General features: G+C 45.2%; 13 protein-coding genes. 9 read left to right on the forward strand and 4 right to left on the reverse strand.

The window, feature by feature from the left end:
* Window positions 1-460: 460 nt before the first annotated feature.
* Complete coding sequence (locus X939_RS0110820) at window positions 461-898, forward strand: DoxX family protein (RefSeq protein ID WP_025763281.1); 438 nt, start codon at window positions 461-463, stop codon at window positions 896-898.
* A gap of 187 nt (window positions 899-1,085) precedes the next feature.
* Here X939_RS0110820 and X939_RS0110825 read toward each other — a convergent pair whose 3' ends face one another.
* Window positions 1,086-2,057, reverse strand: coding sequence for an aldo/keto reductase (locus X939_RS0110825; protein ID WP_025763282.1), 972 nt, complete (start codon window positions 2,055-2,057; stop codon window positions 1,086-1,088).
* A gap of 162 nt (window positions 2,058-2,219) precedes the next feature.
* On the opposite strand from X939_RS0110825, the gene X939_RS0110830 reads away from it, so the two are divergent.
* From X939_RS0110830 to X939_RS0110860, 7 genes are all read left to right on the forward strand, one after another.
* A complete protein-coding gene (locus X939_RS0110830) occupies window positions 2,220-2,972 on the forward strand; it encodes a M23 family metallopeptidase (RefSeq protein ID WP_025763283.1) in 753 nt (250 codons plus the stop codon).
* Window positions 2,973-3,053: 81 nt separating this feature from the next.
* Entirely contained in the window at window positions 3,054-4,340 is a 1,287-nt protein-coding gene (locus X939_RS0110835) for an aminotransferase class V-fold PLP-dependent enzyme (RefSeq protein WP_025763284.1), read from the forward strand.
* Between the two features lie 121 nt (window positions 4,341-4,461).
* On the forward strand, window positions 4,462-5,082 hold the full coding sequence (locus tag X939_RS0110840; RefSeq protein ID WP_025763285.1) for a Cj0371 family chemotaxis-regulating polar lipoprotein: 621 nt from the start codon (window positions 4,462-4,464) through the stop codon (window positions 5,080-5,082).
* A gap of 47 nt (window positions 5,083-5,129) precedes the next feature.
* Window positions 5,130-6,302: a glutathionylspermidine synthase family protein gene (locus X939_RS0110845; RefSeq protein ID WP_025763286.1), complete on the forward strand. Its 1,173-nt coding sequence runs from the start codon at window positions 5,130-5,132 to the stop codon at window positions 6,300-6,302.
* A gap of 83 nt (window positions 6,303-6,385) precedes the next feature.
* Window positions 6,386-6,757, forward strand: coding sequence for a DUF983 domain-containing protein (locus X939_RS0110850; protein WP_025763287.1), 372 nt, complete (start codon window positions 6,386-6,388; stop codon window positions 6,755-6,757).
* 233 nt (window positions 6,758-6,990) lie between these two features.
* Complete coding sequence (locus X939_RS0110855) at window positions 6,991-9,825, forward strand: TonB-dependent receptor (RefSeq protein WP_025763288.1); 2,835 nt, start codon at window positions 6,991-6,993, stop codon at window positions 9,823-9,825.
* A gap of 65 nt (window positions 9,826-9,890) precedes the next feature.
* Entirely contained in the window at window positions 9,891-10,952 is a 1,062-nt protein-coding gene (locus X939_RS0110860; protein WP_025763289.1) for a phytase, read from the forward strand.
* Window positions 10,953-11,024: 72 nt separating this feature from the next.
* Here the strand turns inward: X939_RS0110860 and X939_RS0110865 are convergent, their stop codons facing one another.
* Window positions 11,025-13,454, reverse strand: coding sequence for a zinc-dependent metalloprotease (locus tag X939_RS0110865; RefSeq protein ID WP_025763290.1), 2,430 nt, complete (start codon window positions 13,452-13,454; stop codon window positions 11,025-11,027).
* Window positions 13,455-13,708: 254 nt separating this feature from the next.
* On the opposite strand from X939_RS0110865, the gene X939_RS0110870 reads away from it, so the two are divergent.
* Window positions 13,709-15,400 carry an ArnT family glycosyltransferase gene (locus X939_RS0110870; protein ID WP_025763291.1) on the forward strand — a complete coding sequence of 564 codons (1,692 nt, stop codon included), beginning with the start codon at window positions 13,709-13,711 and terminating at the stop codon, window positions 15,398-15,400.
* A 7-nt stretch (window positions 15,401-15,407) separates the two neighbouring features.
* Here the strand turns inward: X939_RS0110870 and X939_RS0110875 are convergent, their stop codons facing one another.
* Both X939_RS0110875 and X939_RS0110880 read right to left on the reverse strand, forming a co-directional pair.
* On the reverse strand, window positions 15,408-17,336 hold the full coding sequence (locus X939_RS0110875) for a sulfatase family protein (RefSeq protein WP_025763292.1): 1,929 nt from the start codon (window positions 17,334-17,336) through the stop codon (window positions 15,408-15,410).
* 4 nt (window positions 17,337-17,340) lie between these two features.
* Entirely contained in the window at window positions 17,341-18,933 is a 1,593-nt protein-coding gene (locus tag X939_RS0110880) for a sulfatase family protein (RefSeq protein WP_025763294.1), read from the reverse strand.
* Window positions 18,934-18,945 lie beyond the last annotated feature (12 nt).

Below are 18,945 nucleotides of genomic sequence, written 5' to 3' on the forward strand. Positions count from 1 at the left end.
AAAATTTAGACAAATCTAAAAATAAACTTTTGCAATATGAATTAATCTGCTGCAATTCGAAAAAAAATAATTTAGGAGTATAGGGTGGGTGACTTCCGGGAATGCCCAGGAGAATGTATTGGGCAACTGCCATCCTGAGGAGTTCTAATAAGTTGGTTAGAGGGAAGAATGGATAAGAAAGGGTTGCCGAAACGGTTAGGACAACTTATTTGGTGATAATTTCTTGCAGGTAATGTAGCTTAAAGTTTCACGACATGCAGGTGACTACTATGGTCTGGATCAATAGTCTTTGTAACTCCTCTAAAATAATATGGGTTTTCTTGGCGAGAAGGCGTTCAAACGAGGTGCTCAGGAGTGGCTTTGAGAAACTATTCCGGCAAAAATTTCAATTCTTGAAAACAATTCCCGTTTTTGCAGATGATCAAATAGTTTTTATTGACCATTAAATACTGAATCAGCCATGATTGCCAAGAATTTTTTTGCTCCCGAACCTGCGTCCAAGTTAGCCGACACCGGTTTATTATTTCTGAGGAGTGGCATTTCCCTCTTAATGATGGGACACGGACTTCAAAAGCTAATGGGTTATCTGGACGGAAAGCGCACCTTTGCCGATCCGATAGGCATGGGACAGGAAGCTACTTTGATGATGGCGATCTTTGTGGAGATGATATGTTCTATATTGCTGATATTGGGCTTATTTACAAGAGCCATCCTTATACCCTTATTAATTACCATGGTGGTGATTGTGTTCGTAGTCCATGCACCCGACGAATTTAAGGTGAAAGAGCCCGCATTCATGTATGGATTAGTTTATTTAGCTTTATTATTCACTGGGCCAGGAAGATACTCCGTCGATCAAATGTTATTTGGAAATACGTATAGGATTAGTACCTATTGATATAGAGCCTCAAAGGGAGATTGTTGATCGTGTGAAATGCTGCGTATTGCAAAGTATGTCCTCTCCGGGAGCATTGCCCGGCCTTCGACAAGCTCAGGTTGACATAGCTCTATTGGGCTCGGGTTTAGCTCTTTATGTGGAGTTTGATGTGATCAGCTTGAGGGTTCAGGCTGATCACATCTTGTGATTATTGCGACCACTCTGTAGGTTCTCTATCCCAACGATGGGTTTTAAGTTTTTGCATCAACTCTTTGGAAAGAGGTTCCTTTCCACTGTTGGCGACATTGGATCGTACATGTGGCAGTTTGCGCATCCCTGGGATAGTGGTCTGTACGTCGTCATTCTGTAAGATAAATCGAAGTGCCAATTCTGGCATGGTCATCCCATCTGGAAGATCGGCCCTCAGGGCCTCTGCGTGGTCTACACTCGAATTTAAATTTTCGGGCACGAAATAGGTAGAGCGCCAGTCGTCGGCCGGGAAAGTAGTCTCTTTGGTAAAGGTGCCAGTAAGGGTGCCTTCATCGAAAGGTACCCGGGCAATGACTCCGATATCGTGTTTTCTGCAAAGAGGAAAGAGTTTGTCTTCAGGAGCCTGGTCAAAAATGTTGTAAATTACTTGTACTGCATCTATGAGTCCGGTCTCTATGGTTTTTAAGGAATTATTCGGTTCCCAGCGGTTCACACTAATTCCCCAGCGGGCTACCTTTCCTTCTTGGGTAAGTTTGGTAACCACCTCTTTCCAGTCGTCCCGATCGGCCCATGCATCCTCCCATACATGAAATTGAAGCAAATCGATTTGCTCAGTACCCAGGTTTCTAAGGCTTATCTCGGCATATTCCCGGATGTAGTCAGCCGGAAATACAGCATCTAATTTGAAATCAGATTTCGAAGGCCAGATCCTGTTTTTAGGTGGAATTTTGGTGGCTGCATAAATTTTTTGCTCAGGGAAACGACGGATCAGATCCCCCAGAATGCGTTCAGAAAGTCCTTCTCCATATCCCCAGGCAGTATCAAAAAAATTGACACCCGATTCTACCGCTAGGTCTAATGAGTCGTCCGTTTCTTTTCTATCCGAGCCAGTCCAGCCGGCCAGCCCCCACATTCCATATCCTATCTCGCTGACCTTCCAGTCGCTACGTCCAAAACGGCGGTATTGCATATTGTTTCTGTTTTTAAAAGTGTTTCTTATTAAAGCGTTGGTTCCTCTGTATTTAATGACGAAAGGAATACTTTTGTTCGAAAATTACGTTTATTTTTAATGAATAGTATGCGAAAGAGTGGGGGTCGTTTGGCGAAAATGAGATATAAGCAGTGGTTTAGAATGAGTATAATGCGCATGTTAGGAGTTTTATTGATTCTGATTTTTTCGGCCTGGACGAGAGAGCAGCCCTCAGCCAGTAGCCTGATTATGCAGTATTGTGAGAATTTCAAACAGATACAGATCGATATCCGGGATTGTAATATAAGTCCGGATAGTGCGGCCAGGGCATTTCAGGTCAATATGCTACAGCTCGGCAAGCTCTTTGGTGACGACAGCTGTTCTCGCCGTACTGGGCAGGATTTTGTTTTTCCCGTTAAGGGATATAGCCCCCGCGAATCCATTGGAGGCCGGGGAAAGGGTTACCGGCCCGAGGGCTTCGATCTCTTTGACATGCAGGTGCGGGGGAGTCACCCTGCCCATGATATCTTCATTCGGGATCGGGATAAAGATCAATTGGACGATGCTACAGGAGAGCCTGTAGACGTGCTTGCATTTACTACGGGCATGGTGCTGGCCAGCGAAAAAAACTGGCAGTTCGATAGTGACAGAAGGGGTGGGAACTGGATATGGATATATGACCCCTGCCTGAAAGGTATTTTCTATTATGCCCATAATAAAACCGTAGTGGTAGAGCCCGGACAATGGGTGGAGGCTGGAGAAAAAATTGCTGAAATGGGCCGCACAGGGTTCAGTGCACATAAATCCCGATCGCCGACCCATCTGCATTTCATGTACCTTAAGATCAATAGGGACGGCTTGCCCGAGCCTGATGATACTTATGATTGGCTAATGGAGGCTATTACCAAGGATTAATCTTCGTTTTTATTGTTTAACTTCATATTTATAGGGTATTTTTATGTTTTGTAGTAAAAATATTTTTCTAAACCCTATCGAATGAATCATCGCAGAAACTTTTTTAAAAGGTCGGCCGCTGTTGGCTTGGGAGCCTTTGGAGCCCATAGTTTATTCAATCATTTACATGCAGAAGCATTTAAAAGTGCGGAACAACATTGGAATGGAGAAGGTGAGTCCAACGAATCTTACTGGTCGGTCATACAGCAGGCCTATACGGCTAGTAAAAGCGATATTCTGATTTTGAATAATGGAGGCGTATCTCCTTCTCCCACTGCAGTACAGGTGGCATTGGAGCGCTATAATATGACAGCTGCGCAAGGTCCCTCTTATTATATGTGGCGAATAATGGACAAGGGGAGGGAGCCCTTGCGACAACGACTTGCTAGTCTGGCTGGTGTAGATGCCGATGAGCTGGCCATCAATCGCAACGCAACGGAAGCGCTTAATACCGTCATATTTGGTCTGCCCTTACAGAAAGGGGACGAAGTGATTGGGACTACCTTGGACTATCCCAATATGATGCATGCCTGGAATCAGCGTAAACTTCGGGATGGTATTATTTACAAGCAACTAGTGTTCGACTTCCCCATTGAGAATGATGATATCATTGTGCAAGCCTATGAAAAAGCCATTACTCCCAGAACCAAGATCATTCATATTACCCATATTATTAATTGGGTTGGGCAGATTATGCCTGTTAAGAAGATTAGTCAGATGGCGCATAAACATGGTATTGAGGTGATCGTGGATGGTGCGCATTCCTTTGGCCTGCTCGACTTTAAAATTCCTGATTTGGAATGCGATTATTTTGGTACTAGCCTTCATAAGTTTTTAAGTGCCCCTCTGGGAACTGGCATGATGTGGATTAAAAAGGAAAAGATCGCTAAAATTTTCCCTCTGTCAGGAAGTGAGCATCCACAGAGTCCAGACATTCGTAAGTTCGAAACCTTAGGAACCCGCAGTTTTTGTATAGAGCAAGCCATTGGCGAAGCAATTAATTTTCAGGAAGCCATAGGAGCTAAAAGAAAAGAAGAACGAGTACATTTTTTGAAGAACTATTGGGGGAGTCAGGCCTTGAAAATTCCAGGCGTACGGCTTCATACCTCTCTTAAACCTGAATATTCCTGTGCCATTGCAGGCGTTACAGTCGACGGCCTTACCCCGCAGGAGCTTGATAAGGCATTTTTTAAGGATTTTAAAATACATACAACGGCAATGGTTTATAAGAACGTGAGCTGCGTACGTGTCACACCACATGTATATACCAGTCTGGCAGATCTGGATCATTTGCTGGAGGCACTCGACACGATTGCCCGGAAGGTGTAACCAGTCGTCACTGCTTCTTCTTTGGTTGCACCTGATTTTTGTCCTTTTCTCACATCCATTGTCGCTGAGCGAAAATATCTAGCTATATTTGAGTATTCCCATTCATCAATAGTGAGAACTCATGTCAAAGATTAGAAAAGGTGCTTTTGTTAAGAAGATTCAGGATATTGGAGTAGGCACAGCCTTGGCTGTGGCTTTGTTTTCGGGGCCGACATTCCTTACCGGATGTTCATCGCAACAAGAAAATGAGGCCGATTATAGCTATGAGGAAACGACTTATTCTAAGGGGATACGTTCCCATATTAAAGAAGTATCGCCTGGCGAATTTAAGATTATAGACGAAGAAGCAGTAGAAGTCGATCAATCGGTCGCTATTGTGAGCTATTTGGATGGGCATACCGATTCCCTTTCGATAGCCGCCTCCAAGGCTCTTATCGATAAGGAACTTAGTGGCAACCAGTCTCAGGTTTCCTCTCACCACAGCAGCGGATTAAGCTCCATGCTGCTGTATGGGGGCATGGGCTATATGCTGGGACGTGGAATGGGCAATGGCTACATCAATAATTTCAGAAACAATAATCCCAATCCCGGGGCTAGCTATGCCAATCCGGCTACCTATTCCAAGGCCCAGTCTGCGGTAAGTAATGTAGATGCTTCCCGCTCGACTCGTACCGTTAATACACGGCCTGCAGGAGGTAGAAGTGGATTTTTCGGTCGCTCTGCGAATCGTAGTGGAGGTTGATCACTGCGATACGCTCATTTTTATATTTGTTTTTGTTTGAAAATAACATGATTGAACTGAAGAATATGCCAGTTCCCCCAACTGAAGCATTGAGAAATGCGGGCTGGGACTGGATGATTGGTCAGGATACCATCCCGTATCTGGTGGACCAGGTTGTCTCATTGGATCTGGCGGCTACAGAGCAATACTATGAAGCGGCTAATACCCTATATGAGATGTTTATTGAGGCGGGGCAATATGCGATCGATCAGAATTTGTTTAAGGAAATGGGTATTTCTGAAAATCTGATTGAACTCGTAAAACTTAGCTGGGAGGACGATCGCCATACCCATTTGTATGGACGCTTCGACTTGGCTGGAGGGCTTGAGGGTGAGCCTATCAAGCTACTTGAGTTCAATGCAGATACGGCGACCTGTATCCCCGAGACTGCCATTGTGCAGTGGGCTCAGCTAAAAATGAATGGCCTGGACGAGTCCATGCAGTTCAACACGGTATATGAAAGTTTGGTAGAGCAGTTTCGCTATGTACGCAGGGGCAATACCGATCTAACCCCTACCATACTTTTTTCTTCCTTAGAAGGCTATCCCGAAGACGAGGCGAATGTCGCTGTTTTGATGGAAGCTGCTAAAGAAGCTGGATTCGACGTTGATAAGGCATATATTCAGGATGTAGAATTTTCTACTGAACAGGGTATTTTCAAACAAGAACCTGACACGGGGCATTTTGTTCGTTTCGATTTTTGGTTTAAACTGGTTCCCTGGGAGCAAATTGGCGCAGATGAGCCTGAGCTTACTCAGCTCCTCACCCAGCTCGCTAAGGACAGAAAAGTATTGATACTTAACCCGGCATATACCCTGTTGTTTCAGTCTAAGTACATCATGAAGCTTTTATGGGATCTTTTCCCTTATCATCCCCTGTTGTTGCAGACCGAGACCCGGGCCCTGACTTATAAACAGCATGTCAAAAAGGTAATCCTGGGTCGGGAAGGAGCCAATGTCTCCATTATTGAGAAAGATGGTACCGTTGTCGAATCGGTAGGAGGTGAATATGCCGATCAGGCCAGCATATATCAGGAATATACCTCCTTGCAGCAAGATGCATCAGGTCGTAGTTACCAGGCCGGCGTATTTTACGCCGGGGAGGCTTGCGGCTTAGGGTTTCGAAGAGGAGGGAAAATCCTCGATAATACGGCGCAATTCGTAGGCCATGTCGTCGACTAGTTTCAGGAAAGGTAAGAAGCGCTTCTTTTTTACTCCAAAAAAAGCTACTTTGGGCGCTTCTTACCTTAATCGCACTTGCTAGTATGTCATTGGCGTCGGCTATTGTCCATCAGAAATGTCCCCGTTGCAGAAAGGGTAATCTGTTTGTCAAGAAGAACCCCTATGCCCTGAATGACGCGTTGAAAATGCCTGATCGCTGTGCTGTCTGTGGTCAGGACTTTAAAATGGAGCCCGGTTTCTATATCGGCGCCCTCTGGACGAGCTTTCCTATTGTCATTTTTTTAATGACTTCTCTTTCCATTATTTTATTGGTTATTGTCAAAATGGACCTCTATCCATTTTTTGCGGTACTCACCCTTTTTCTTTTTTCCTTACAGCCCATCATCATCCGCCTAGGCCGAGCCATCTGGATCAGCATTTTTGTGGAGTATGATCCTGAGCTGGGAGAGAGGTAGGCATTTCATATTTCAGTTTTTCTATAAAATCATATAGACCCCTAGGTGCGAATGATCCGTTATTCCAATTTAGGATAATTCTCTCATGGGGGCTAAGTGTCGAACTCATTAAGCTGGGATTATGAAAGAGAAAAATGTTAAAACTCATATTGTGGTAACGATTTGATAATGATTCCATAATCCAACTTTAGTCTATGCGGAGAATCTTTGCAGTTACAACCAAATCTGCAATTATGGGAATTTTTACAATCTTTAAAAGAATAACTTTTTGCCTGTTATTCTGTGCCCTCCCGGCCGCTCTTTATGGGCAAACCGGCCTGCTGTCGGGGACGATCATGGACACCCAGAAACTTTCTTTACCAGGTGCGACCCTCAAACTTATGCCTGGTAATATTTACACGATTTCTGATGTCAGGGGCAAGTTTGAATTTCTTAACGTCCCCTTAGGAACTTACAAGCTGATAGTAACCTATATGGGTTATCAGGAACTGGAGCGTGAAATAACCATTTCTCAGTCCACTGCACAAAATTTGGCGTTGGTAATGCAGGAAGGTGGGCTGAATATGAAGGAGCTCGTGATTATGGGAGACCGGCTGAAGGGACAGGCAAAGGCCCTTAACCAGCAGCGTAATAATGAAAATATTAGTAATATAATTTCTTCTGACCAAGTAGGTAGGTTTCCCGATGCCAATATTGGGGATGCTTTAAAACGGGTTCCTGGCATAACCATGCAGAATGACCAGGGAGAGGCTCGTAATATTATCGTCAGAGGTCTGGCTCCAGAGCTGAACGCTGTAACATTAAATGGCGATCGGATCCCTTCTGCCGAAGGTGATAACCGACGGGTTCAAATGGATCTGATACCTTCTGATATGATTGCCACCATTGAAGTCAATAAGACCTTAACACCAGATATGGATGCCGATGCCATTGGAGGCTCGGTGAACTTAGTCACCAGGGCTGCTCCAAACGGACAGCGCTTATCGGCCACATTATCGGGTGGGCTCAACCCTATTCGTGGCAAGGCCTTGTATACCGGAGGTATTGTATATGCCAATCGCTTTGCAAAAAATACCATAGGGATGGTTTTGAGTGGATCCTATAATAATAACACCTATGGTTCGGATAATGTCGAGGCGACATGGACGGAAGATGACTATGGGAATGTATATATAAACAGTAATGACGTTAGAAAATACGATGTTCAAAGGATCAGGAGAAGCATTTCTGGTTCATTTGATTTTAAATTAGGAGAAAAAAGTACCATTACTGCCAATGCTATGTATAACTGGCGTGACGACCGGGAAAATCGTTACAGACTCCGGACGGATAATATTGAGCCTCTCTATAGTGAGGATCATGCCATTATTGGTTACGAGGGTCGGGTAAGCCGGCAAACCAAAGGAGGAATAGATAGTGAACGCAATAAAAATACGAGATTAGAGGATCAGCGGGTTCAAAACTACGCTCTGCGTGGAGACCATATCCTCAATGCAAAGCTCGATTTAGACTGGTCCGTTAGTTATTCAATTGCCAGTGAAGATCGCCCCGGTGAGCGATATATTACTTTCCGGAAAAGCGGCAATAAATTGAATTTCAATAATGACTCAGCGGCTCCCTCATTTACTGCCTACGAACTCGATCCGATGTCCATAGGACTAAACGAACTTTCTGAGAACCATGACTATACCGACGAAACGGAATTGGGTGCGAAGTTAAATATACGTTTTCCATTTACAGTAATTGCGCAACAGAAAGGTCGTGTACGTGTAGGTGCTCGATTGCGGGTAAAAACCAAGGACCGAAATAATGTATTTTATGCTTATGAGCCGGTTAATTCAGACGCCTTAGGAAATTTGGGAGATACGCCCACGGTTGATTGGACAGGGAATAACTTTCAAACAGGTGGAGGAATTATCCCGGGTTTATTTACCAGCAAAGAATATTTGGGTAGCCTGAATCTGAACAATTCGAGCGATTTTGAATCGGAAGCCATTCCTAGTGAGTATCTGGGTGTCAATTATCAGGCTAATGAGAATATCTCAGCAGGGTATCTGCGTTGGGACCAAGATCTGACCAGTAAGTTGACTATGATCGTTGGGGCCCGGGTGGAACATACCAGCATTGACTATACTGGAAACGTTGTGGAAGATGAAGAAAATTTGACTGGACAACGCAGCATTCAGAATAGCTACTTGAATATCCTTCCTAGCCTTAATTTCAAGTATAATATTTCCCAAAATACAATTATAAGAGTGGCAGCAACTACGGCATTGGCTCGACCCAATTACTATGCCCTGGCTCCTTATATTAATATTCTGCCAGGAGACCTGGAAATTCGTGCAGGAAATCCGGATCTTAAAGCCACGTATTCCTGGAACTTTGATTTGATGGTTGAAAACTATTTCGAATCCGTGGGTATTTTGTCGGGAGGTGTCTTTTATAAAAATCTCAAAAATTTTATTTACACCTACCGCAATCAGCAATATAATAAGGCTAGCTTTGCTGCTGACTTCCCTACTGCGGAAAATCCTATTCAAGAGGGCGAGAAATGGAATTTTTATCAATCTCGAAATGGTAATAATGTCAACGTCATGGGTTTCGAGATTGCCTTGCAGCGACAACTTGATTTCTTGCCTGGATTCATGAAAAACTTCGGAATCTATGCCAATTACACATTTACCAAGTCGTTTGCCGACGGCGTATTTAATGAAGATGGTGATGAACGAACCGATGTTTCTCTCCCAGGCACGGCCCCACATATGTTTAATGCCTCCCTTTCCTGGGAAAACAAACGATTCTCTTCGCGCCTGTCAGCTAACTATACTGCAGCCTATTTAGATGCGATTGGTGGCAATAAATTTGATGATATTTATTATGACAAACAGTTTTTCCTCGATGCTAACGTGGCTTATCGATTTACAAAAAATCTACGTTTCTTCGCTGAGGCCAATAACCTTACCAATCAGCCCCTGCGCTATTATCAAAGTGTATCGGCCCGAACCGTTCAAGCCGAATACTACCGGCCTCGTTATAATTTCGGTATCAAATTTGATTTGACAAACTAATAATTATGTTTCCCTTATCGTGATCGGGGCTAGAAACTGATCACGATTTTTTTTCCTTTTTTGAGATGAGACAATTTTTTTTCCTCCTATTCGCCAGTTCGACGGTGATATGGACTTCATGCCGGTCAGGACAGTCAGAAGGAGTGGCCACCGGGTCGACTGATAGTATGGCCGTTATTCAGCCTGTTATAATTTCTGATAGTGTCCGTTTTGATACCGATGATCCGGCTATCTGGATCAATACCTCTGATACTGCCCAGAGTTTGGTTTTAGGGACCGATAAAAATGAAGATGGCGCGGTGTATGTTTTTGATTTGGAAGGAAAGGTGCAGGAAAGTAAGGTGGTCAGGGGTTTAAAACGGCCCAATAATATCGATGTAGCCTATGGTCTGAATCTTGGCGGACATAAAACCGATATCGCGGTGGTTACTGAAAGAGAGGCTAATAAAATAAGAGTTTTTAGTCTTCCTGAAATGAAGGCTATTGATAACGGAGGTATATCTGTATTTGACGGAGAGACAGAACGTGCACCCATGGGTATCGCCCTTTATACCCGTCCGACAGACCAAGCCATATTTGCCATTGTCAGCAGGAAATCAGGCCCTGAAGAAGGGTATTTGTGGACGTACCAGCTTCGTGGCGATGATCAGGGAACGGTAAAGGGGCTTGTGGTACGTAAGTTTGGAAAATACAGCGGCAAAAAGGAAATAGAATCTATTGCGGTAGACGATGATTTGGGATATGTTTATTACTCCGATGAGCAAGTTGGTGTCCGTAAATATTACGCCCATCCTGACAGTAGCAATCAGGAACTTGCATTGTTTGCTAATACGGGTTTTACTGAAGATAACGAAGGAATTTCCATTTATAAAACAGATGCTACTACCGGCTATATTCTGGTATCGGATCAAGGGGCCGATAAGTTTCATATTTATAAGCGGGAAGGCACTGCTGACAATCCACATCAGCATCAATTGGTTAAAACGGTGAAGGTCGCCGCTCATAAGAGCGATGGTTCTGAAGTAACTAATATCCCATTTTTACCAAAATTTAAGCGGGGAGTTTTTGTTGTGATGTCGGAGGGGAAAGTCTTTCATTACTACAGATGGGAGGACATTATGCCCTGATACTTCATGGCTAATAAAGCGAAGGCGCTCGTCCGGGATGACGAGCGCCTTCACTTTTTTAGGAAGATTCGCTTACGACTCCTTCCCTTCCAGAATATGATCGATCCGATCGGCCAGATCCTGGTGGTGAGCCGCACGTATGCTTGGGGCTCCTTTGAGAATTAATTGCGACTTGATCTGCCGTAGATTGGCCTTTAGCAGGGCGTCGATGTCATTAGAGCTCGAAACACTTTTCTTGTCTTTAAGTATGGACTCTATTCTGCCAATATAGCTGCGCTGCAGCTGGCGTTGAATGGCATCAGTACTGTTTTTTGAAAATACACCCTGGGACAGATCGTCCAGCATGGCCTTAAGGCTGTAGACATCTTTGGAGGCGTGCATCAGCTCATTGTCGAGCATACGGCTCATGGCGTCTACGTCAAGGAGACCGGCCAGGGCTCTGCCGTGCACGGAACCCACTTTATCCATCACTCCTTTGTAGCTGATGCGCTGAATAATCTGTGGGTCTATAAGCCAGTCAGGTGTGGCTAGTGCCTGATCAATCATCCATTTTGTGGCCTCCTTTTGGGTTTTTGCCGGTACCGGCACGTAGATAGGGCCATCTTGGTCCTGGGTACGCAAAGTTTCGTAAACCCCTCCTACATTGGTGGCTACATGGCCGATATATCGGCTATAGATCCCTAATAGTTCACCATAAAGCTCCTCTAAATCGGCATAATTGTTATTTTCACTCGCCGTCCAGGAAATGAGGTTTTTGGCTACCACTTTCAAGTTTTTAACACCGTAAGTACTCGCTTTTATGGCATCGGCACCTATTGACTCGGTTTGCGAGTTGGGGTCGAAGCCTTGGGATCCGGAACCAAACTGATAGATCGGATTCTCGGAATGCTTGCTAACAAATGCATGAAGCTTTCCTTTTTCCTGTTCGGGGGCAGTTATATTAGGATACCAGCGATAGCCGTATTCAATGGCATAAGAGTCATAGGGTCCCAGCTGTCTTACAAAACGAATATTTTCATCGCCAGGCTGTGCCACATAGTTGAAGCGGGCATAGTCCATGATGGTGGTAGCGATGCCATATTTCTGAGTGAAAGTCCCAGATCGCAGGCTATCGGTAGGGTAAGCCGAGCTGGCTTTCATATTATGTGGAAGTCCCAAGGCATGGCCTACTTCGTGACAAATTACCCGGCGCATCATCTCGCCGATGGCTTCGGGGCTTGTGTCCAGCGTGCGGGCGTCAGGGTTGGCAGCGCCTGTCTCAATCAGATAACGGTTGCGGTAGGAGCGCAGGTGGTTGTGGTACCAGATGATATCACTTTCGATGATCTCTCCGGTTCGAGGATCCGAGACACTAGGGCCTACTGCATTTCGGGTAGTACTGGCTACATAGCGCACGACAGAATAACGGGCATCCTCCGGACTGAAATCCGGATCTTCCTGAGGGCTAGGAGGATCTTTGGCGATGATGGCATTTTTGAATCCGGCAGCCTCGAAGGCTACCTGCCAGTCTTCAATACCTTGTTTGAAATACTTACGGAATTTCTCCGGCGTAGCAGGATCCAGATAGTAAACGATGGGCTTGACAGGCTCTACGAGCTCGCCGCGCATATAGGCCTCCTTATCTTTGGGCTCCAGCCTCCACCGACGCAGATACGTTTTCGTGTCCGATTTAAGTGCTTCTGAACTATAATCTATTTTACGGGTCGTAAACCAGCCTACGCGCTCGTCGTACAGGCGGGAGATCATTTTTTGCTCTGGCAAAAGGATCATCGACTGGTTCATCTGCAGGGTTAGCGTTTCAGCATCTTTGTTGGCAGGTGGAGCTCCGGCAGCAAAGGTGGTCGTATGCCTGATCTCGATATTCGTTGGAAAGGACTTAATGCTGTCAATAAAGGACCGGCTTTTGTCGAATTTGGTAACCTTATAATCCTTACGCAGCGTTGGGTTAAGTCCTGATAGTGAGGGGATATCTTCTTCGAAAAGTTTACCAATCTGGATCAGATAGCCTGTGCTGTCGCTGGCTGGGTGTTCGATGTCGAAACCATACAGAATAGGAGCGAAATTATTTTGCATCACCGAACGCTGCAAGGGCAAGCCATCGTTGGCCACGTTGTCGAAGGAAATAGATTTGAGCAGTATCTTGTCGTTCTGGACTTCCCACCGTACCACTTGTTCGTTGACAGAAGAACCGGCGTTAAGGTAGGGGCTGAGGTTGGCCGGAATCTGGGCAATACGGGTAATTAGTAGCATGTCTTTCCCCAATAGGTTTGCCGGGATTTCGTAATAGTATTTTCCCTGTACCTCATGTACGGAAAAGAGCCCTTCATCTGATTTTGCCATTTTTGTGATAATATCCGTATAGGATTTTTTATCGCTCTTTTTTTCTACCGGGGACGTTTTGGACGATTCGGAAACCTTGGCATTACCCCCTGTTTGTTTGGATGTTTTGCAGCCGACCGCAAGACTAGCGATGGTGGCAGCAAGTAGAATTTGATGCTTCACTGAATGTTGATATGAGTGAGTTTTGGTCAATATATTATTGGCAATTTAAGCACTTTGTTCTCTCTGGATCGATTTTTTATAAAATTCTTTTGTCACAAATGACATAAGGAAGGGGTATAGGTTATGGAATGTTTAATCATTTCATAATTTATAAAGTCAGGATTTGGATGTCCTGGTCTCTTTCTTTACTGTTTCATAGAAGGAGTAAAATGGAATTTTCAGGCTTTTATTATCGAAATAATTAATATACAAGCATGTTATTAGAGTTGAATCGATTGAAGCAGAATATGGCTCAATCCTCTGCCGACAATGGGGCAGGTCTGCCCAAGTTTGGCTGGTTATTATTGGTTTCTATTCTACTCAATATTCCCGCTCTGTGGTTGCCCATTATCGAGCCAGACGGTGCGCTTTATGCAACCATCGCCAAGAAGATGGTCCTGGATGGAGACTGGCTTAATATGTATGGAAATGGAAGTGACTGGTTGGATAAACCCCATTTTCCTTTTTGGGTCACCGCATTAAGCTACTCCATCTTCGGTATTAATAGTTTTGCCTACAAGCTGCCTGCATTTATATTCTGGCTTCTAGGTCTGCGCTATACCTACCTTACCGGGCGATTGCTCTACAGTCGTATTGTTGCCCAAGCTGCCGTCCTGATTCAGGCAACAGCATTACATACCACCCTAGCCAATTTTGACGTACGCGCCGAGCCCTATCTGACTACGTGTATTATTGCAGCCATATATCATATGTTGATGATGGACCACCAATTTAATTGGCGGCAACTTTTCTGGGCAGCGGCCTTTACGGCCATGGCCATGATGACCAAGGGCCTTTTCGTCCTGATTAGTATTGGAGCAGGCTGGGGCATTTATTGGATGGTTACCAGACAATGGAAGGCGCTTGTAGACTGGCGCTGGTGGGCCTGGCTCGTTCTTAGTTTCGTACTAATAGGTCCCGAGCTTTTCGCACTTTATCAACAGTTTGACCTCCACCCCGAAAAAGTTGTGTTTGGTAGGAATAACGTTTCTGGCATCCGTTTTTTCTTTTGGGACAGTCAGTTTGGACGATTCTTTAATACGGGGCCTATCAAGGGATCGGGCGACCCTACCTTCTTTGTTCATACCACTCTATGGGCCTTTTTGCCATGGACTGTGGGCCTTCTGGTATCCCTGTTTTATGGTTTGCGAAGCGCATTGCGGGAGGAGCCACTTCGTTGGGTGATTATAGGAAGCGCAGCCATCACCTTTCTGTTATTTTCTCTTTCTAAGTTTCAGCTTCCACATTATATCATCATCAGTTTTCCTTATTTCGCTCTGATGACAGCCTATGCCTTGGACCGGCTTGCCAGGAATGGGAAGATCCGGCCCGTCCTGAATATTCAGAAGGGTATGGTCATTATTATTGCTCTTTTATTCATAGGCCTAACCTACTTTGCCAACCTGCCCCATTGGCCATTATTGCTGGGTTTGATATTGCTCTCCATTACAGGCGTATTTGTCTGGGATCATGAAGACCTCCTTGCCAACAGTCTTATGAAAGGAGTTGCAACTTTTGTATTAATTAGTGGATTCCTTTTCTTAACCTTTTATCCCTTTCTTTTTCAATATCAATCGGGGAGTGAGGCGGTCAAGGCGATTCCAGACGACGCAAAGCACTTACCAATAGGTTCCTATCATAGCTTTTCCTACGCTTTCGAATTTTATGCAACCGGGGAAGTAGAGTTATTAAATAATGAAAAGGAACTGGATAGGTTTATCCGCCAAAAACCAGTCATACTATATACCCGTGCAGACATAGCCGATAGTCTGGTTGCCGAAGGTTGGAATGCCAAACTCCTTACCGACACCCAACATTTTCATATCACCCGCTTGAAAGGAAATTTTCTAAATAAAAATACCAGAGCTGCAAGTCTGGAAGACCGACGGCTCCTGCTGATTGAATAACGCAGGTTTACTCTTTGAAATCGGGATTATTAGCAACCAACCCTAGGCTACCTAATACATCCATACAAGCGGCTTTAACCTCATAATTGCCAGCTTGTGCCGACTTAGGCATGGCCGAGAGGCTTGCGTGCTTAGCCTTGACCGTTTCCACGAATGGTCGGCGATTGTTCAGATATAAGAGTTCGTTTATGGCCATGAGTGCCAGCTCACGTTGTTCAGAAAGGCAAAGTAACTTCAAAGTTTTCTCAGCCTCGTCCTCCTTAAAATGATCGAAACATAGGGCAGAAATTAGGGCTTGAACGGGAGGGTATTCGTCTTGTATGGCCGCTATCAGCTCTTTTTGGTAGGATCTAAGCGTTGCTGCCGTCTGGGACCGTAGCCCCACAGCCGCCCAATAACGAACTATTTTATTTTTGTCCTTGAGAAGAGCGATTTGCTTTTTCGCCGCTTTTGCATTGCGGATACCCGACCAGGATGCTGCCGCATAGATTTCTTTGAAGGGATAACGACTTTCCTCCTGTCGGAATTCATAAGGGCTGGTTTGTTCCGATATTTTGGCAATTTCGTATTCGGGTAAAAATAATACGTCTCTGGACCGGGTCAACTCCTGACCTAGCTGCGTTTTGAGCCGTCGTGCTTTGGATTCTAAGGCAGGGTCATCCATAAGGTTTTTTGTTTCCCAAAGATCATTTTGGATGTCATACAGGGATTCGGCAGGGCGCGGAGTGAATAGCTGCGTTTGGAGTGGATTCAATTTTCCAGAGGCAAGGTCTTGTCGCATTTGCTGCTTGATATCTCCGATTTCCATATACCGAATGTAACGTGCCTCGGGCATATAAGGCATATAGTTGCGGGAATAAATATAACGTCCATCGGTTAGGGTACGCACCATATCGATTCCATTATCTGAGCGGTCCGACGACAAAATTAAATGGTCAGGAGTTGGCTTCCTCTGGGCTCCCAGTATGGCTCTTCCCGTCATATGCGCGGGGGCTATGCCACCTGCTATGCTGATCAGGGTAGGGGCCAGGTCGGTGAAGTCTACAAGTTCTTCGGTGATAATCCCCTGTTTTCCCCAAGGGTTCAAATGGGCGTACATGGGGGGTATCCAAAGTACGAAAGGCACCCGGTATCCGAGATTAATCCCGTTGGTTTTCCCGCGTGGGATGCCTTCACCATGGTCCGCGAAAAAGAAAATGATGGTGCTGTCACGGAGGTTGTCTTGCTCAAGACGGTCCAGAATAGCAGCGATTTTGTTATCGGTCAAATGGATGGCATTGTATACCCGAGCCATCTGTTTACGCATTTCGGGGCTATCCTTATAGAAGGGAGGCATTTTGAAATCCTTTTCTCCTATATGTTCCTCCTTGGGCATTTGGTCTAAAACCTCTTTTACGTATTGCGGATAACTATCGGTCATGGTACGTGACTGATGGGAGTCCATGATGTTGAATACGGCAAAGAAGGGCTGCCCCGGGCTTCGTTTCCACCAGCCAGCCTGATTGGAGCTTTCGTCCCAGGCCTGCTCAATAAAGGATTTTGGGTCTTTTACGTTATAATCAGTCTTACTATTATTACTGGTATAGTATCCCTTTTCTTTTAGATAATAGGGGAAGCCATGAATGTAAGCAGGAACGGGGTAGCTGCTGCGGTGGTTTCCAGTTCCAGCCTCGTAGGTTTTTACGCCGGTGATCAGGGCTGTGCGGCTTGGTGAGCATACGGTACCCGTAGAAAAGGCATTGGTAAAGCGTATTCCCTCTTTGGCAAGCCGATCGATGGTGGGTGTTCGCGCATCTTTATTGCCGTAGCAACCGATAAACTGCGGGGAAGTATCTTCAATTGTAATCCAGAGTATATTTGGTTTCTGCTGCGCCTTGGCCGAAATGACGGCCGATACACAGCAGAAAAACAGAATACTAACGCCTAATATTTTCATGCAATTATTCCTCAATTTTCTCAAAATCAGATTTATTTACCCATCCTGCCTTCAACTTTTCTCCCTCCATGTAGCGTTCATAGAAATTTTTTGAGCTGGCTTCAGAATAAGGGTAGTTATCGAAGATATCTCCTTTCCCAAACATTCGGGGATCCTGTTGTTTTTTTAGCTCTTCCTCTAATTGCTTCTTTAAGGCGGCTTTTATTTTTTTATACTCTGGTAGGGAGGCTAAGTTTTTTATCCCATCGGGATCCAGATCGTAGCGGTAGAGTTCTTCGCCCCCTTTCTTTCCGAAGGAATAGTTCCAATAAGTAGGATTGCTTCCATTGCGTCGTGCATTCAGTACCTCGGTTTTGGTAGGGCTGCCATCGGTATCCAGATATCCCGTTTCTGGATTCCCTCCGGGCCATCTTTCCGGGTGGTAATTGATGGTGTAGATAAAGTTATTCTTAATGATGCCCCTTACCGGATAGCCGTGGTCATGAGGGCGGCCCACATCTGTTCTTTCTTTGCCTACCAGCATATGGTCGCGGCCCAAACCTGTCTTACCCGATTTGCTGGAGCGTAGCAGTGGGAGGAGCGATTTGCCTTCTACTGCTTGCATTGTACTTTTTGCATGGCTCACACCTGCCGCCTCCAGAATGGTAGGAGCGAAGTCATTAAAACTTACGAAATCTTCAATTTTACGGCCTTTATGTTCTATCCCCTTAGGCCACATGATAGCCAGAGGTAGGTGGTTATCATATTCGTAGACGTGGCCTTTTACCCGTGGGAAAGGCATGCCATTGTCGGAGGTGACAATAACGATGGTGTTTTCCAATTCTCCCCTTTCTTTTAAAACGGCAAGGATTCTTCCCAAATTTTGATCGAAATATTCAACCTCAAAGGCATAGTCGAGCATATCGTTTCTCACGGTTTCATTGTCGGGCCAGTAGGCGGGAACACGGTCAATGTCCGAAAGCTTTTTATTACTCTTGGCGAGTCCGGAACCTTGGGCATAGGCTCTGTGGGGCTCGTGGCCACCATACCAAAAACAGAACGGTTTACTGCCATTACGTTGATCGAGAAAGTCTTCAAAGTTAGCGGCATAATCGGTGGTGGATATTGACTCAGTTGGTGCCGTTAGTTTTTTATTCTGGTAGGCTTTACCAGTCAGCAATCTCGGCTTTCCGTCTTTGGTACCCGGATTCCCTGGCGACCAGCCTTTACCGGTGTAGCCCACCTCATAACCATTATGACTTAGGGCCTCTACCCAAGTTGTAAATTTGGCGGGGAAAAATGGCACATGATTAGCAGCCTCTTCCAGCTGCCAAGGATTGCGACCAGTAAGGATGCACGAGCGTGAAGGGGCGCATTTGGCATTGGGGGTATAAGCATTCAAAAACAAGACACCCTCCGCAGCCACCTCATCGAAGGCAGGTGTATGCACCCATTTAGTAAGGCCATAAGCACTCATATGTTGGTAAGAGGCATCGTCGGCAATACAAAATAATATGTTTGGTTGATTGCTGACATTTTGTCCCACGGTATCAACGGAGATTGCTAATAAGGGTAATAGCTCCAGCAGAAAGAAGAGGTATTTAAGAGTAGAATTCATATTTGTTCGAGT

This window comes from Dyadobacter tibetensis Y620-1, assembly GCF_000566685.1.
GTDB classification, from domain to species: Bacteria; Bacteroidota; Bacteroidia; order Cytophagales; family Spirosomataceae; genus Dyadobacter; species Dyadobacter tibetensis.